This is a genomic window from Uliginosibacterium sp. H1 (assembly GCF_036017065.1).
Classification (GTDB): domain Bacteria; phylum Pseudomonadota; class Gammaproteobacteria; order Burkholderiales; family Rhodocyclaceae; genus Uliginosibacterium.
On the sequence record NZ_JAYXHR010000003.1, the window covers coordinates 437920 to 452095 of the forward strand.

Here is a 14176-nt window from a genome sequence, read left to right on the forward strand (position 1 = left end):
CTGGCCGGTGCTGTTGCAAGGCTGCGTCGACACGGCGATACAACTCGTGTGCGTCTGCGTCGGCATCAACGTGAGCGTGGGTCTGAGGGTAAAGGTCGGAGGCCGCGGGTGTGTCTTGCTGCGCCTCGGTCAGGCGTTCTGCCAGATGCTGCCTGATCGGCACCGCATGCGCCTCGGCGGTGGAGGCGCCGGGCAGGACGCGATCGCGCAGAAGCCGGGATGCACCGTGGGCAGCACCCTGGGTGGCCGCCACACGCGCGCGCTCGAAGTCATTCACCACGGGGGGCCGGAGCAGGGTTGGCATGAGCGATATCCGGTTCGTTCGACGGGCCAGGCAGGATGTCTGGCCGGACCGTCTGAAACCGTCTCACGCCATGCCCTTGCCATGGCTTACATGGTCATCGGAAGCCGGCTTGCCGCAACTCGGATGAGCGCGGGTTGTGAAGTCAGTTTTCTCTGACAGGGCAGGGTGGCAGAGGGCAGCGCGCGGACGGATCGCAACTCGTCCGCGCACCGCCCTGTGCCGGCGGCGCGCCCCTACCGGAACACCGCCGCGCGCAGGTTGGTGTCCGCGCCCTCCGTCTGCACCCATACGGCAATGCCGTTGCCATTGGCATCCACCACGACCTTGGCCGCGCTGACTCCGTGGCTGTCGTCGTTGGTCTCCAGCAGGGCCGGCGTGCGCCATCCGCCGCTTGCGCGGTCGCTGGCGTACAGGTCGGCGCGCGTCGAATCGGGGGCCGAAGGCCACACCACGAGGCTTTGCCCGAGTGGCGACAGGGCGGCGGAGATGCCCAGGCCGCCCGCATAGTTCGGCCCCTGCAACTGCTGGCCGGCCTCCCAGCCGCTGCCCGGCGTGTAGCGACGCACCCACGGGAAGTCGGAGTCGGCCTGGATGTCCAGCCAGGCCGCGGTGATCTGGCCGCCGGCATTCATGGCGAGGTCGTGGCGGCCCACGTAGTCATGCGTGCCGGAGGACAGGGTTTCTTCCGCCTGGAAGCTGCCCGACACGTAGCGCCGTGCAATCAGCCCGCTCTGGCTGACGGACACCGGCTGAGACCAGGCGACCACGGCAGAGCCGCTGTCGTTGCCGGCCAGGCTGGGCGAGGAGATGCTCCAGCCGCTGTAGGCGCTCAGCGTATTGGCACTCGACCAGCCGGTGCCGTTGAAGCTGTTGTACTGGATCTCCGGCGCGCCGGCATTGGGGATGCCCAGCCAGGTGGCCAGCGCCGTGCCGCTGGCGAACACCTTGACCTGCACGTCCGAGGCCGTGCTGCCGCCGCTGCTGACCAGCCAGTCCTGGCCCCAGCTGCCCGCACTGAACTGTCGTACGCGCACCTGGAAGCCACCGCCGCCCTGGCGCTCGATCCAGGCCGCCATCGCGGTGCCGCTGGCGTTCATGGACAGGCGTGCCTCGTTGGCGTCCTCCGCCGTCACGCCGATCTGCTGCGCGCTGCCCCAGGTGCCGCTGCTGAAGCGGTTGCTCCACACCGCCATGTGCGTGCCATTGGACTGATGCCAGACCACCAGCGCGTTGCCGCTGCCGTCGGCGGCCACGCGCGGGCGCTGGGCGCTGGTCGCGGCGCTGTCGATGCGTTGCGGCGTGCTCCAGCCGGACGCCGGCACGTAGCGGCTGGCGAACACGCTCCATTGCGATCCGCTGGAAATCTGCGTCCATACCGCCACCGCATTGCCCTGGCCGTCGAAGGCGACATCCATCGCGTCCACCGAGCTGGCCAGGTTGTCGACCAGGGTGCCCGGCTGCCAGGCTCTGGCGGGCGAGCCGGCCACGCAATCCACCGCCACGTTGCTGACGTCCGCGTTCAGCGTGCCGCTGCCGTTCGTCACCGAGCAGGCCTGGCCGGTGGGGTGGGTCAGCACGGTGACGTTGTACGGCGAACCGGCGCCCGGCCGGGTCGCGAAGGTGAATGCACCGTTGGCGGCTACACCCAGGTTGTCGCCGCCGTTGTTCTGCAGCATCAGCCCCGTGCCGGTGAGCCCGGTGACCGTGCCACCGAGGCTATGGGTCACCGAGGGCGCCGGAATCTCCACCCTCAGGGTCAGCGTGTCGCCCACCTCGTAGGTGTGGCCACCGCGCGTGCAGGTGATGCGCACGCCGATGGCATACACGCCGTTGTCCGCGTGGGTGAAGGCCAGCGGCGCGAAGCTGGTGCTGCCCACGTAGGCCGCGCCTAGCGGCCCGATGCCGTTGGGAGTCAGGCTGGCCGAAGTCTCGTGGATCGTCTGCAGCGGCCCCATCGGCGTGGTGTCGATGCGGCGGCGGAAGAAGCGCACCGGGCCCACCGCGCAATCGATGCGGAACTGGTACTGGGTGGCGAAGGCCAGCGTGGCAGGCGCCACCAGCCGCCGGATGCCGGCCGAGCTGCTGTCGCTGCGCGCGTACTGCACCGTCTGCATCGCATTGGCCGGCGTGGCGACCACACCAGTGGCGCCGCGGTTGATCGCGCAGGCGCCTACCGGCGGCGGGTTGGGCACCGCGCAGCCCAGCCCGGTGAGGCCCCAGGAGAAAGTACTGCGCCACACCGTGGCCACGCCGCCGGCCACCGTCGCATCGACGAGCTGCCAGCTGCCGTCCTCGCTGGCGAACGCCACCTGGCCGAGCTCGGTGGTGCCCGCGGGTGCAGCGGCCACCGGCAGGTGGATCGCCACCGGCACGGCGAAGCTGATGCCGTGCGGGGTGAAGGCATAGACCTGTCCGCCGGCGCGCAGGTCGCTGTCCAGCGGCGGTGCGCCGGCGCTGCTCTGGGTGATGGCGATGGTGGTGTCGGCACTGAGCGCGCCCGGCGGAATCTCCACCTGCACGCCACCGGGACCGTTCAGCGTGCCGCCCGCGGGGCCGATCACCGCGCTGGCGGTGGGCGTTGCGGCGGGGGGCGTGGAGGGTTGCGCCGGGGACGACGGAGCCGGATCGTCGCTGCCGCCGCAGGCCGCCAGCAGGACGGTGACTGCCGCGACGCACAGCGTCGTGCGGAGGTGGCGCCAGCGCGCGCTGGCGCTGGCCGGGGTGGCGGGAAGGTCCTGCTGGGGGGCGCGACGGCAGTGCATGGCATGTCACCAGGGCGAAAGGCTGTGCGCATCAGACTAGGAGCGCGACACACTCTGCAACAGTGCCGAAAGTCATGGTCGCGGCTGTCTGTGCGGGCACCTGTCACTGCCGCGTGCCGGAAGCGGGGAAGCCGGCGGGGCGTGAAAGCCGCGGCATCACGCCATTGGAGCGCGCTTGCCGGGCACCTGCCCGTAAGGTCACGAACGCGCTTTCCAGTCGCCTGTCATCTAGCATCCCGCCCCCGCCGGCGCTGCCCGGCGGTACCTCCAACCGGACGCCCTGCGCCCACGGCCCGGCCTGCAGGGTCGCTCCACGACGGATGCCAATGGTCAAATCAATGCTCAGATCCCTTCGTGCATTCCGGACCTCCGCGTCCGGTGGAATCGCCGGACGCTCCCTGTCCACCCTCTTCCCGCCCATCCAGGCCAGCATCCTCGCCGACTGCATCAGGCGGTCAAGGCTGCTCCTCGTCGCCTTCCTGCTGGCGACCGTACTCTCCTCGCTGTGCACGATCGCCGGCCCGCTGCTCTTCGCACACGCCATCTCGCAGGTCACCGCCGGCACGGCCACCACGCCGGGGCTGCTAGGGACCTTCGTGCTGTTCGCATCGACGGTGGCAGGCACCCGCGTGTTGCAGAACCTGAAGGGCCTGCTGTGCAACCGGCTGGACCAGGCGGTGCGCAACGAGAGCAACAAGGTCGCCCTGTCTGCCTTGCTCGATGCCCGCAGCGCGATCTTCATCGTCAACAACCCGGCCGCGATCACGACCCTGGTCCACAACCTGCTGCGCTCCAACTCCATCTACGTGCAGGTCCTGCTGATGATGGTGCTGGCCGGTGCCGCGGACATCCTCGTCGCCTTCCTGGCCATCACCGGCTACGTGAGCGGCACGGTGGCCATGTTCGTGCTCGCCTACGGGGTCATCGAGGTGTGGCTGACCTTCCGTGGCAACGCCGCGACGCGGCAGTCGCTGCAGGCTGCGCAGGACCGCTCGGTGGAAGGCGCCAACCTGTTCGGCAACGTCCTCGGCAACATCGTGACCATCCGCGCGTTCCGCGGCCGGCGCTGGATCTCCGGCCTGTATGACCGCTGCTGCGACGACGTGCAGCACCAGTGGAACCGCTTCTACGGCGTGCAGATCCGCTACACCAGCCTGCAGGCGCTCCTGCTGGGCGTGCAGTACGCCAGCATCCTGGCCATCCTCGTCCTGACATTGAACGGCCCCGATCTCGTGAGCCAGCTCGTGATGGTGAGCATGGTGCTATTGCTGCTGAACCAGCCGTTCGAGCTCATCGCCTATTCCCTGCGGGAGTGCGTGGTGGCACGGGGACTGGTGCGGCCGCTGCAGGACCAGCTCGACAAGTACCGGCGGGCAGACGCCGTCACCGCCACCCTGCCGCTGCCCGGCGAAGGTCCACCCGACTTCGAGCTGTCGTCGCTGGCATTCGGCTACGACGCCGGGCGCAAGGTGCTGGACGGCCTGTCGGCCCGTTTCCGCCCGCGCAACCTGAACTTCATCGTCGGGCCGTCCGGTGCCGGCAAGTCCACCCTGTTGCAGATCCTGCTGCGGCTGAACGAGTCGTACGAGGGCGAGGTGCGTGTGGACGGCACCGAGCTACGCGCCATCGACGAGCATGCCTACCTGTCGGCGGTGGGTTACGTGCCGCAGGACTCGCTGCTGATGAACATGAGCATCCGCGACAACGTCAGCTTCGGTCGCGACTGCAGCGATGCGGAGATCCTGGAATCCCTGTCGCTCGTGCGCCTGGACGAGAAGCTGCAACAGCTCGCGGAGGGCATGGACTTCGTCATCGGCGAGCGTGGCCAGCTGCTCAGCGGGGGCGAGCGCCAGCGGCTGGCCATCGCCCGTGCGCTGGTGGCGCGGCCGAAGATACTCATCCTCGACGAAGCCAGTTCCGCGCTGGATGAGGCGACCGAGCGCAGCATCTTCAAGGCCATCCGCATGATCGCAGGCAGGACGACGGTCATCGCGGTGACCCACCGGGTGGGTGTGATCGAGCCCCAGGACCACGTGCTGGACCTCGGCGCGACTGCCACGCAACAGGACGACTCCTTGCGCGCTTGAGCCGGCGGCGGCAGTGCGACGCTCAGTCCGCCGTCGCTGTCGCGGCAGTTGTTTCCGCTGTGGCCTCCGGCACGCGAAGTTCGCCGAGCATCTGCAGCAGGCGCTCGGCCTGCACCGGCTTGAACAGCACCGGCACGCCGGAGTCGCGCACCCGTTGCAGACGCTCCGGCGAGGTCTCGCCGGTGACCAGCAGCAACGGCAGGCTGGGGGTGGCGCGTGCGCGCAGGCGTTGCGCAGCGGCCAGGCCGTCGGCGCCTTCGGCCAGGCGGAAGTCGCAGATCAGCAGGTCGAAGCGCTCGCCGCGGGCGCGCGCCTCGTCGAGCAGGCGGATGGCGCCGGCTTCGTCGCGCGCCGAGGCGGAGGCGATGCCCCAGGCGCCGAGGAAGGCCGACAGCGCGTCCGCGATGTCCGACTCGTCGTCCACCACCAGCACGCGGCGTGGCAACTGCAGCGGCGCCGGCGCTTCCGGCAGGGGCGCGGGCAGGGCGGCGGGCGCGGCGGCCGGCACCACCACGCGGAAGCGGCTGCCCTTGTCGGGGTGCGAGCGGACGTGCACCGGATGGTCCAGCAGCAGCGACAGCCGGCGCACGATGGACAGGCCGATGCCCAGGCCGCGGGTGCGGTCGCGCCCGGCGTTGCCGACCTGGTAGAACTCGTCGAAGACGCGTTCCAGGTGTTCCGGCGCGATACCCACGCCGGTGTCGATGACGTCGATCCACACCTGCGCGCCGCGCGCACGCGCCACCACCACCACGCCGCCGTGCGGCGTGTACTTGATGGCGTTCTCGATGAGGTTGGCCAGCATGCGATGCAGCAGGTGCGGGTCGGTACGCACCCACAGCGGCGTGGCACGCAGGCGGAACTGCAGGTTGCGCTCCTCCGCCCGCGAGGCGAACAGCGGCTGCAGCGATTGCATCACTGCGTTGAGCGGCACGTCGTCGGGCCGGGCGTCGATGACGCCGGCGTCCAGCCGCGACACGTCCAGCATGGTGTCCAGCGAGCTGCCCAGGGAATGCACGGCATCCATCAGGCGCTGGGCATGTACATGGGCGGGCTGGTCGCGCAGCGCCTTGTCCAGCACCGCGCCGAACAGCGCGATGGCATGCAGCGGCTGGCGCAGGTCGTGGCTGGCGGAGGCGAAGAAGCGCGTCTTCTCCTCGCTGGCGCGCCGGGTGGCGACGACCTGCTGGGCGAGGTCGTCGGCCAGCGCTTCCTTCTCGAAACGCATGTGCAGGGCAGCGGTGAGCAGCCGGTGCTGGCTGCGTGCGAAGTGCAGCGTGACGGCGAGGTAGATGGTGCAGCAGCCGGCCAGGTAGAGGTGGGTGGTGCCGCCGTGCCACAGCAGCGCGGTGATGAGCCCGATGTTCATCGGCAGCACGAAGGCCAGCACCGAGGCCCAGCGCGGCGCCACCGAGGGCACGCCGCCGCTGGACAGCCCCAGCATCACCAGCACGATGACGGCGGTCAGCGGCATGTCGTCGCGCGGCAGGCACAGCCACGGCGCGAGGCCCCAGGTGGCGCTGTAGTACAGCAGCTCGCGCCACTGGCGACGCGCCCAGAAGGCGCTGCGCTCCGCCGCCAGCGGATCGCGGAAGTAGGCGTACAGGATGGGGAAGCGCAGCACCTGGAAGGCGTGCAGCGCCAGCCAAACGAGGATCAGCGGATCGCGCAGCACCCAGTACAGCACGCCGCACAGGCCCCAGGCGATGCAGGTGTCGGCGATGGTGGAACTGAGCGAGGTGCTGAACAGTGCGCCCACCTGCTCGCGCAGGATGCGGCGTTGCGTCGGGTCGGTCGGCTCGGGCGGATCGGCAGGTGACGGGGCAGGCGGGGCGAACATCCGTTCAGCGTAGCAGGCTGATCAGTTGCGCACGCGAGCGCACGCCGAACTGCAGCAGCAGTGCCGACACATGGTTCTTCACGGTGCCTTCGGTGAGGTGGGCGCGCAGCGCGATCTCGCGGTTGGACAGGCCGGACAGGATCCAGTCCAGCACCTGCGCCTGGCGCGGCGTGAGCTGGGCCATGATGCGGGCATCCACCCGCAGGTCCGGGCGTGCGCCGAGGGGCGCAACGGCTGGCAGTGGTGCGGTGGGCGATGCGGCTGCCTGGGGCATGTCCACGCCGGTGGCGCCCAGCAGGCCGAGCGAGGCGATGTAGTGGATCACCGCGTCGAGGTCGGCGGACTTCGCGAGGAAGGCGGAAGCGCCGTCGGCCAGCGCCTGGCGCATCAGTGCCGGGTCACTGTTGCCAGACAGCACGACCACGCGGGCAGCGGGGAAGGCCTGCAGGAAGCGCTGCAGCCCGCCCAGCCCTTCGGCGTCCGGCAGGTGCAGGTCCAGCAGCACCAGCCCGATGTCGCTGCCGCGTTCCCGGTAGCAGTCCAGCGCGTCGGCCAGGGTTCGGGCCTCCCACACCGTGGCGGAGCCCGGACCGTTGGGACTGTGGGGACTGTGCGCGACGTGGGCCTGTATCAGCGTGCGCAGGCCCAGACGGACCAGGTCATGGTCGTCGACGACGAGGATGCCCCGCGGGGCCGGCGTGTCGCGATGGATCGGCGCATGCATGGCCGGATGTTAGGCGTGGGGCGCTGGGCGGGGAAGTGACCAAAGTCATCCTGCCGCGATCATTGCCTCATTCGTTTGCCACGCGTTGGTCACCGCTCACGGGCGGACGCCCTGCACCGGTAGCGGCCCGAACACCCGCTCCGGCGTCACCGGGTAGCAGGCATCCCCGTTTCCGGGCGAAACGACGTGCAGGCCGGTGAAGGCGCCGAAGGCCGGCAGCAGGCCCTCCCGCTCGCCGAACAGGAAGCAGGGCAGGCGCAGTTTGTCGCCGTGCGCCTCCAGCAGGACGCCGGGATGCACGTGGCCCGCCAGGCGGTAGCCGTCCCGGGTCGGCGCCGGGTCGCGCAGGAGAGGGGCATGCAGCTGAGGGGCACGCAGCTGAGGCTCGTGCAGATCGTGGCAGAACAGGAAGGGTGGCTCGGCCAGCACGTCGTCATGGACCTGCAACTGCAGCGTCGCAGGGACGCCGGCGTGGCGGTCGTGGTTGCCGCGCACCAGTTCGATGGCGAGGCCGGGGTGCTGCCCGCGCCACGCCGCCAGGCGGGCGAGCAGGCGGTCGGTGTGTCCCGCGGCGGCATGCGTCAGGTCGCCCAGGCACAGCAGGCGGCGCGCCGGGTAGCGCTGCAGGCAGGCGTCCAGGCGGCCGAGGTTCTCGTCGGTGCTGCCGGCGGGCACCGGCAGGCCGTGACGGCGGAAGGTGGCGGACTTGCCGAGATGCACGTCGGCTACCAGTAGCGTGCGCGCGCGCGGCCACCATGCGGCGCGCTCGGGCAGCAGTACCAGCGTTTCGCCGGCCACGGTGATGGCGGTATCGGTGGCGGAACCCATGGCGAACCCCGCAACGGAAGGCGAGCCGGCTTGGGCGTCGTTCATCGCCTGTCCGCCGCTTTCTCCAGCGCCGTCACCATGCGTGCCACGCGGTCGGCCAGCTTCTCGGTGCTGAGCCGCTCGCGTAGCCGCTCGATCATCAGCGGAAAGGCGAAGGGCGTCGCGTGATGCGTGGCGCGGATGTCCAGGCGGCGCTGCTGCAGGGCCTGCATGGCGTGGCGCAGCCGGTCCATGTCCAGCTCCTGGGCGAGGGCTTCCTCCTGCGCCTGTCGCAGCAGGCGGTTGTCGGGGTCGTAGCGGGTGAACACGTCGAACAGCAGGCCGCTGCTGGCCTGCAACTGGCGCGCGACCTTCATCGCCCCGGGAAAGCCCTGGAATACCAGCCCGGCGACGCGTGCGATCTCGCGGAACTTGCGGCGCGCCAGCTCGCCGGCGTTGAGGCTGGCGAGGATGTCGGCTTCCAGCGCGTCGGTGTCCAGCAGGCCAGCGGCGAAGGCCGCGTGCCAGTCCACCGGCGCATCGCTGAGCAGCTCGAAGCCGTAGTCGTTGAAGCTCATCGAGAAGGTGCGCGGCGTCTGGCGCGCGATGCGCCAAGCGAACAGCGCCGCCATGCCGGTATGGGCCTGCCGCCCGGCGAACGCGAAGAAGAAGGCGTGGTGGCCCTCGCGGCTTTGCAGCGTCTCCACCAGGAAGCGGTCGCTGCCGGGCAGGGCCGACCAGCGCGCCTGCAGGTCGAGCAGGGGGCGCAGCAGGCGCGTTTCTGGTTCCGCGTCGCGGCCGTCCGCCACTTCGTCCAGCAGGTCGAGGACGGACTGCGCCAGCTCCGACGACAGCGGCATGCGCCCGCCCTGCCAGCGGGGCACCGCAGGGCGGTTGGCGCGGGCGGCGCGCACGTAGGCCGTCATGTCGCGCACGCGCACCAGCTCCAGCAGGCGCCCGCCGAAGAGGAAGAAGTCGCCCGGCTTCAGGCGTGCGATGAAGGATTCCTCCACCGTGCCGAGGCGGCTGCCGCCGAGGAAGGAAACGGTCATCGCGGAATCCGCGGTGATGGTGCCGATGGAGAGGCGATGGCGTCGCGCGATGCCGTCGTCGGCGACGCGATGGATGCCCGCGTGTTCGCCATCGGCGTCCACCACCACGCGGTGATACTCCGGGTAGGCGCCCAGCGCCGCGCCGCCGTACACGACGAAGCTCAGCGCCCATTGCCAGTCCTCGTCGCCCAGCTCGCGATAGGCGTGGCTGCTGCGCACCTCCGCCAGCAGGTCCTGGTCGCGGAAGCCACCACCCAGCGCGATGGTGACCAGGTGCTGCACCAGCACGTCCAGCGGCGCACGCGGGCTGTGGCGTGCCTCGATGTGCCCCGCCAGTGCCGCACGGCGCGCGGCCGCGGCTTCCAGCAGTTCCAGCCCTTGCGCCGGCACGCAGGTGACACGCGACACGCGGCCCGGCGCATGGCCGCTGCGGCCGGCACGCTGCAGCAGGCGCGCGACGCCCTTGGGGCTGCCGATCTGCAGCACACGCTCGACGGGCAGGAAGTCCACGCCGAGGTCCAGGCTGGAGGTGCACACCACCGCCAGCAGCGAGCCCTCCTTGAGGCCGCGCTCCACCCATTCGCGCAGTTCGCCGTCCAGCGAGCCGTGATGCAGCGCGATCAGCCCCGCCCAGTCCGGCCGCGCCGCGAGCAGGGCCTGGTACCACTGCTCGGATTGCGCGCGGGTGTTGGTGAACACCAGCGTGCTGCGGCTCTGTTCCAGTTCCGCGATGACCGGCCCCAGCATGTTGAGACCGAGGTGGCCGGCCCACGGGAAGCGTTCGGCGGAAGCGGGCAGCAGCGAATCGATGACGACAGGCTTGGCGATCTCGCCCCGCACGATGACGGGTGACGGGCCCGAGGCAGGCGTTGCGTGCGTCGGCACCAGCACGTCCAGCGCATGCGGCAGGTCGCCGAGCGTGGCGGACAGTCCCCACACCACGAGGCCGGGGTTCCAGCGACGCAGCCGTGCGAGCGCGAGCTGTGCCTGCACGCCACGCTTGTTGCCCAGCAACTCGTGCCATTCGTCGACGACGATGGCGGCGACGCCAGACAGGCGTTCGCGCGCGTCCGGGTAGCTCAGCAACAGCGACAGACTCTCCGGCGTGGTGACCAGCGCGTCCGGCAGGCGGGTGCGCTGTCGTGCGCGGTCGGCCGACGAGGTGTCGCCGGTGCGGATGCCGACTTCCCAGTCGATGCCCAGCGCGGCGAGTGGCTCGGTGAGTGCGCGCGCCGTGTCCTGCGCCAGCGCGCGCATTGGGGTGATCCACAGCACGCGCAGCGATGCAGTGTCAGTGTCGCGCGCGTGCAGGCTGGCGCGCAGCAGGGCGGCGCCCCACGCGGCCCAGGTCTTGCCGGCACCGGTGGTGGCGTGCAGAAGTCCGCTGCGCCCGGCCTCGGCATGCGCCCAGACGTCGCGCTGGAAATCGAAGACCCGCCAGCCGCGCGCGTCGAACCAGGCGTCGAACCCGGCGCGCAGCGCAGCCGCGTCCGGCAGGCGGCCCGATGCGCGCTTGCGCCGCGGGCGGGGCGCTTTCTCTTCGCCAGTGTCGGCCCCGGTCTCCGCCTTGCGCATGCGTGCGCGGGCGCGGCGGATCTGTTTCGTGAGGCTGCTGGCGCGTACCGGACCCAGCCAGCCTTCGCGGCCCTCCACATCATTGGATGTCTCCGCGCGATCGGGCTGCGAGCGCTCGTCATCCCCTGTGGATGCCGGGGGCGAGTTGGCCTGCCTGTCTCTGTCGGCGGTGCGCATCGGCGTCAGTCCTGGGTCACCGCCACGGCGGGTGGCTCGGCTTCATCGCAGGCGATGTCGGCGCCGGGTTCGGTCAGGGTCATCAATGCCGCCAGCTCGGCCAGCGAGTCGGCTTGCTCGATGGTCTTGTCGTGCCGGATGCGCAGGATGCGCGGGAAGCGCACGGCAACCCCGCTCTTGTGCCGCTTGCTGGCCGCGATGCCCTCGAAGCCGATCTCCATGACCAGCGCCGGCCGCACCGTGCGCACGGGGCCGAACTTCTCCAGCGTGTTGGCGCGGATGAAGGCGTCCACCTCGCGGATCTCCGCGTCGCTGAGGCCGGAGTAAGCCTTGGCGAAAGGCGTGAGCTGGCGTCCCGCGGTGCCGGCGGGCGCGTCCCACACGGCGAAGCTGTAGTCCGTGTACAGGCTGGCGCGGCGGCCGTGGCCGCTCTGCGCGTACACCAGCACGGCGTCCACGCTCATCGGGTCGAGCTTCCACTTCCACCATTCGCCACGGGTCTCGCGCTTGCTGCGGCCGACGCTGTAGGCGCTGTCGTGGCGCTTCAGCATCAGCCCTTCCGCGCCGCGTGCGCGAGCCTCCGCGCGCGCTGCGGCCAGTGCCTCCCAATCGTCTGCATCGATGACCGGCGACAGGCGCAGCCGCGGCTCGTCGATGCGCGTGACCAGCTCCGCAAGCCGTGCACGCCGCTCGCGCAGCGGTGTCGCGCGGATATCACGGCCATCGACTTCCAGCAGGTCGTAGGCGATGAAGACGATGGGCGTTTCGGCGAGGAACTTGGCGCTCAGCCGCTTGCGGCTCATGCGCGTCTGCAGGCGCGCGAAGGGCAGGGGGGCGCCTTCGCCTGCCGGCGTGCCCTCCCAGCCGATGACTTCGCCATCCAGCACGCAACCGTCCGGCAGGGCCTGCGCCATCTCCATCAACTCGGGAAAGCGTTCAGTGATCAGCTCGTCGCCACGCGACCACAGTTGCGCTGCGCCACCGCGCCGCACCAGCTGGCCGCGCATGCCGTCCCACTTCCATTCCGCCTGCCAGTCGCGCGCCTCTCCCAGTTGCGTCGCCGGCGCCACCTGCAGCGATTGCGCGAGGAAGAAGGGGTAGGGCTGTGCACCGCTGGCGATGTCCTCCTGCGGGTCGACCAGTGCGCGCCAGGCGTTGGCGTCGGGCTGCGCGTGGCTGGCGAGGTAGGCGATCATGCGCTGGGCGATGCGCTCCTTCGGCACGCCGCTGACCCGCGACAGCGCCTGCGTCACCATCAGGCGCGACACGCCGACGCGGAATGCACCGGTGATCAGCTTGTTGAAGACGAAGCGGCTGTCGGCGTCCATCTCCTGCCAGGCCGCGTGCAGCCCTGCGGCCTGTGCCTCGGGCGGCTGGCCGCGCAGCGGCAGGATGCGCTCGCGCAGCGTGCGGTCCAGGCTCAGGCTCACATCCTGTGCCGGTGGCGGGAGCACCAGCGCGATGGTTTCCGCCAGGTCGCCGACCGCGTCGTAGCACTCTTCGAACAGCCAGTCCGGGATGGCCGCGGCCTGCGCAGCCGCCATGCGCAACACCCGCGTGTTGACCGCCTGGCGCGGCTTGCCGCCCGCGAGAAAGTACGCGGCCCAGGCGGCGTCCTCGGCCGGCGCGGCCGAGAAATAGCGGACCAAGGCCGCCAGCTTGCGGGCGGTGGAGGTCGCGCTGTCCAGTTCGAGGTAGAGGGCTACGAAGGACTTCATGGCGCGTCCGTGCCCCTGGTCGTATCTCTTGGCGCATCCGCATCCGCATCCGCATCCGCATCCGCATCCGCCGAAGCGCCCGTGCCCGCATCGGTCGTCGTCACGGCGGCGGTGTCCTTGCCGCTCGCCTCGTCATCTTCCTCGCCGAAGCGCGTCTCGAAGCTGCGCGCGTCCAGGCCGTTTTCGCGCAGCCAGCGCACCAGCGGCTCGACATAACCGTGGGTGACGTAGACCTGCCCGGCACCGGTGCCGCGTATCGCTTCGTGCAGCCCGGGCCAGTCGGCGTGGTCGGACAGCACGAAGCCGCGGTCCAGCGCACGCCGCCGTCGCGTGCCGCGGATCTGCATCCAGCCGGAAGCGAAGGCGTCGGAGTAGTCGCCGAAGCGCTTCATCCACGGCGAACCTTGCGCCGATGGGGGCGCCAGCACGAGGGCGCGTGACAGCTCGCCGGCCGGCAGATCGGTCACCGCATGCGTGTCCGGCAGTGGCACGCCGCTGTCGCGATAGGCGCGGTTGAGTACCTCCACCGCGCCGTGACACACGATGGGACCGATACCCGGGTCGATGCCGGCCAGGATGCGCTGTGACTTGCCGAAGGCGTAGGCATGCAGCACCGAGGCGCGGCCCTGCGCGGCGTTGGCGCGCCACCAGTCGTTGATTTCCGCCATCGCCACCGCTTCGTCGCGCCAGCGATAGATCGGCAGGCCGAAGGTGGATTCGGTGACGAAGCTGTGGCAGCGCACCGGTTCGAAGGGCGCGCAGGTGGGGTCGGCCTGGGTCTTGTAGTCGCCGGACAGCACCCACACGCAGCCGCCCACCTCGACGCGTACCTGGGCGGAGCCCAGCACATGGCCCGCCGGGTGCAGCGACACCGTGGCGTCGCCGATCCGCAGGGGTTCGCCATAGCCCAGGGTCTGCAACGCGATGTCGCCGAGGCGTGCGCGCAGCACCGTCTCCGACTCGCGACTGGCGAGGTAATGCGCATGGCCCCAGCGGGCGTGATCGCTGTGGGCGTGGGTGATGACCGCGCGGTCCACCGGCCGCCAGGGGTCGATGTAGAAGTCGCCGGCCGCGCAGTACAGGCCAGCGGGGCGCAGCTCGATCAGCGTGTCGCAGTGGGCAGTGGGCAT

The 14176-nt window shown here is 70.7% G+C and carries 9 protein-coding genes; 2 read left to right on the forward strand and 7 right to left on the reverse strand.

Features of this window, described 5'->3' with window-relative positions; genetic code table 11:
* The first annotated feature begins 7 nt into the window (after positions 1 to 7).
* Entirely contained in the window at positions 8 to 460 is a 453-nt protein-coding gene (locus VVD47_RS18615; RefSeq protein WP_327605015.1) for a hypothetical protein, read from the forward strand.
* A gap of 77 nt (positions 461 to 537) precedes the next feature.
* Here VVD47_RS18615 and VVD47_RS18620 read toward each other — a convergent pair whose 3' ends face one another.
* Positions 538 to 3066 (reverse strand): hypothetical protein, encoded by a 2529-nt coding sequence (locus VVD47_RS18620; RefSeq protein WP_327605016.1) that lies wholly within the window; start codon positions 3064 to 3066, stop codon positions 538 to 540.
* Between the two features lie 338 nt (positions 3067 to 3404).
* Between VVD47_RS18620 and VVD47_RS18625 the strand changes: the two genes are divergently transcribed.
* The gene (locus tag VVD47_RS18625; protein WP_327605017.1) at positions 3405 to 5153 is read left to right on the forward strand and encodes an ABC transporter ATP-binding protein; all 1749 of its coding nucleotides are present in this window, start codon (positions 3405 to 3407) and stop codon (positions 5151 to 5153) included.
* A 22-nt stretch (positions 5154 to 5175) separates the two neighbouring features.
* Here VVD47_RS18625 and VVD47_RS18630 read toward each other — a convergent pair whose 3' ends face one another.
* The 6 genes from VVD47_RS18630 to VVD47_RS18655 form a co-directional block, all read right to left on the reverse strand.
* Positions 5176 to 6993 (reverse strand): ATP-binding response regulator, encoded by a 1818-nt coding sequence (locus tag VVD47_RS18630; protein ID WP_327605018.1) that lies wholly within the window; start codon positions 6991 to 6993, stop codon positions 5176 to 5178.
* Between the two features lie 4 nt (positions 6994 to 6997).
* On the reverse strand, positions 6998 to 7717 hold the full coding sequence (locus VVD47_RS18635; protein WP_327605019.1) for a response regulator transcription factor: 720 nt from the start codon (positions 7715 to 7717) through the stop codon (positions 6998 to 7000).
* Between the two features lie 96 nt (positions 7718 to 7813).
* Positions 7814 to 8590 (reverse strand): ligase-associated DNA damage response endonuclease PdeM, encoded by a 777-nt coding sequence (gene pdeM / locus VVD47_RS18640; protein ID WP_327605020.1) that lies wholly within the window; start codon positions 8588 to 8590, stop codon positions 7814 to 7816.
* A complete protein-coding gene (locus VVD47_RS18645) occupies positions 8587 to 11328 on the reverse strand; it encodes a ligase-associated DNA damage response DEXH box helicase (RefSeq protein ID WP_327605021.1) in 2742 nt (913 codons plus the stop codon). The genes pdeM and VVD47_RS18645 overlap by 4 nt, the downstream gene beginning before the upstream one ends.
* Before the next feature lie 5 nt (positions 11329 to 11333).
* A complete protein-coding gene (locus tag VVD47_RS18650) occupies positions 11334 to 13046 on the reverse strand; it encodes an ATP-dependent DNA ligase (protein ID WP_327605022.1) in 1713 nt (570 codons plus the stop codon).
* A complete protein-coding gene (locus VVD47_RS18655; RefSeq protein ID WP_327605023.1) occupies positions 13043 to 14176 on the reverse strand; it encodes a ligase-associated DNA damage response exonuclease in 1134 nt (377 codons plus the stop codon). Before VVD47_RS18655 ends, VVD47_RS18650 begins: the two co-directional genes overlap by 4 nt.

Bases quoted from the DNA above. Each gene is read 5' to 3' on its own strand.
- VVD47_RS18620 (WP_327605016.1), bottom strand. From the start codon at position 3,066: ATGCACTGCCGTCGCGCCCCCCAGCAGGACCTTCCCGCCACCCCGGCC.
- VVD47_RS18625 (WP_327605017.1), top strand. From the start codon at position 3,405: ATGCTCAGATCCCTTCGTGCATTCCGGACCTCCGCGTCCGGTGGAATC.
- VVD47_RS18630 (WP_327605018.1), bottom strand. From the start codon at position 6,993: ATGTTCGCCCCGCCTGCCCCGTCACCTGCCGATCCGCCCGAGCCGACC.
- VVD47_RS18635 (WP_327605019.1), bottom strand. From the start codon at position 7,717: ATGCATGCGCCGATCCATCGCGACACGCCGGCCCCGCGGGGCATCCTC.
- pdeM (WP_327605020.1), bottom strand. From the start codon at position 8,590: ATGAACGACGCCCAAGCCGGCTCGCCTTCCGTTGCGGGGTTCGCCATG.
- VVD47_RS18645 (WP_327605021.1), bottom strand. From the start codon at position 11,328: ATGCGCACCGCCGACAGAGACAGGCAGGCCAACTCGCCCCCGGCATCC.
- VVD47_RS18650 (WP_327605022.1), bottom strand. From the start codon at position 13,046: ATGAAGTCCTTCGTAGCCCTCTACCTCGAACTGGACAGCGCGACCTCC.
- VVD47_RS18655 (WP_327605023.1), bottom strand. From the start codon at position 14,176: ATGCCCACTGCCCACTGCGACACGCTGATCGAGCTGCGCCCCGCTGGC.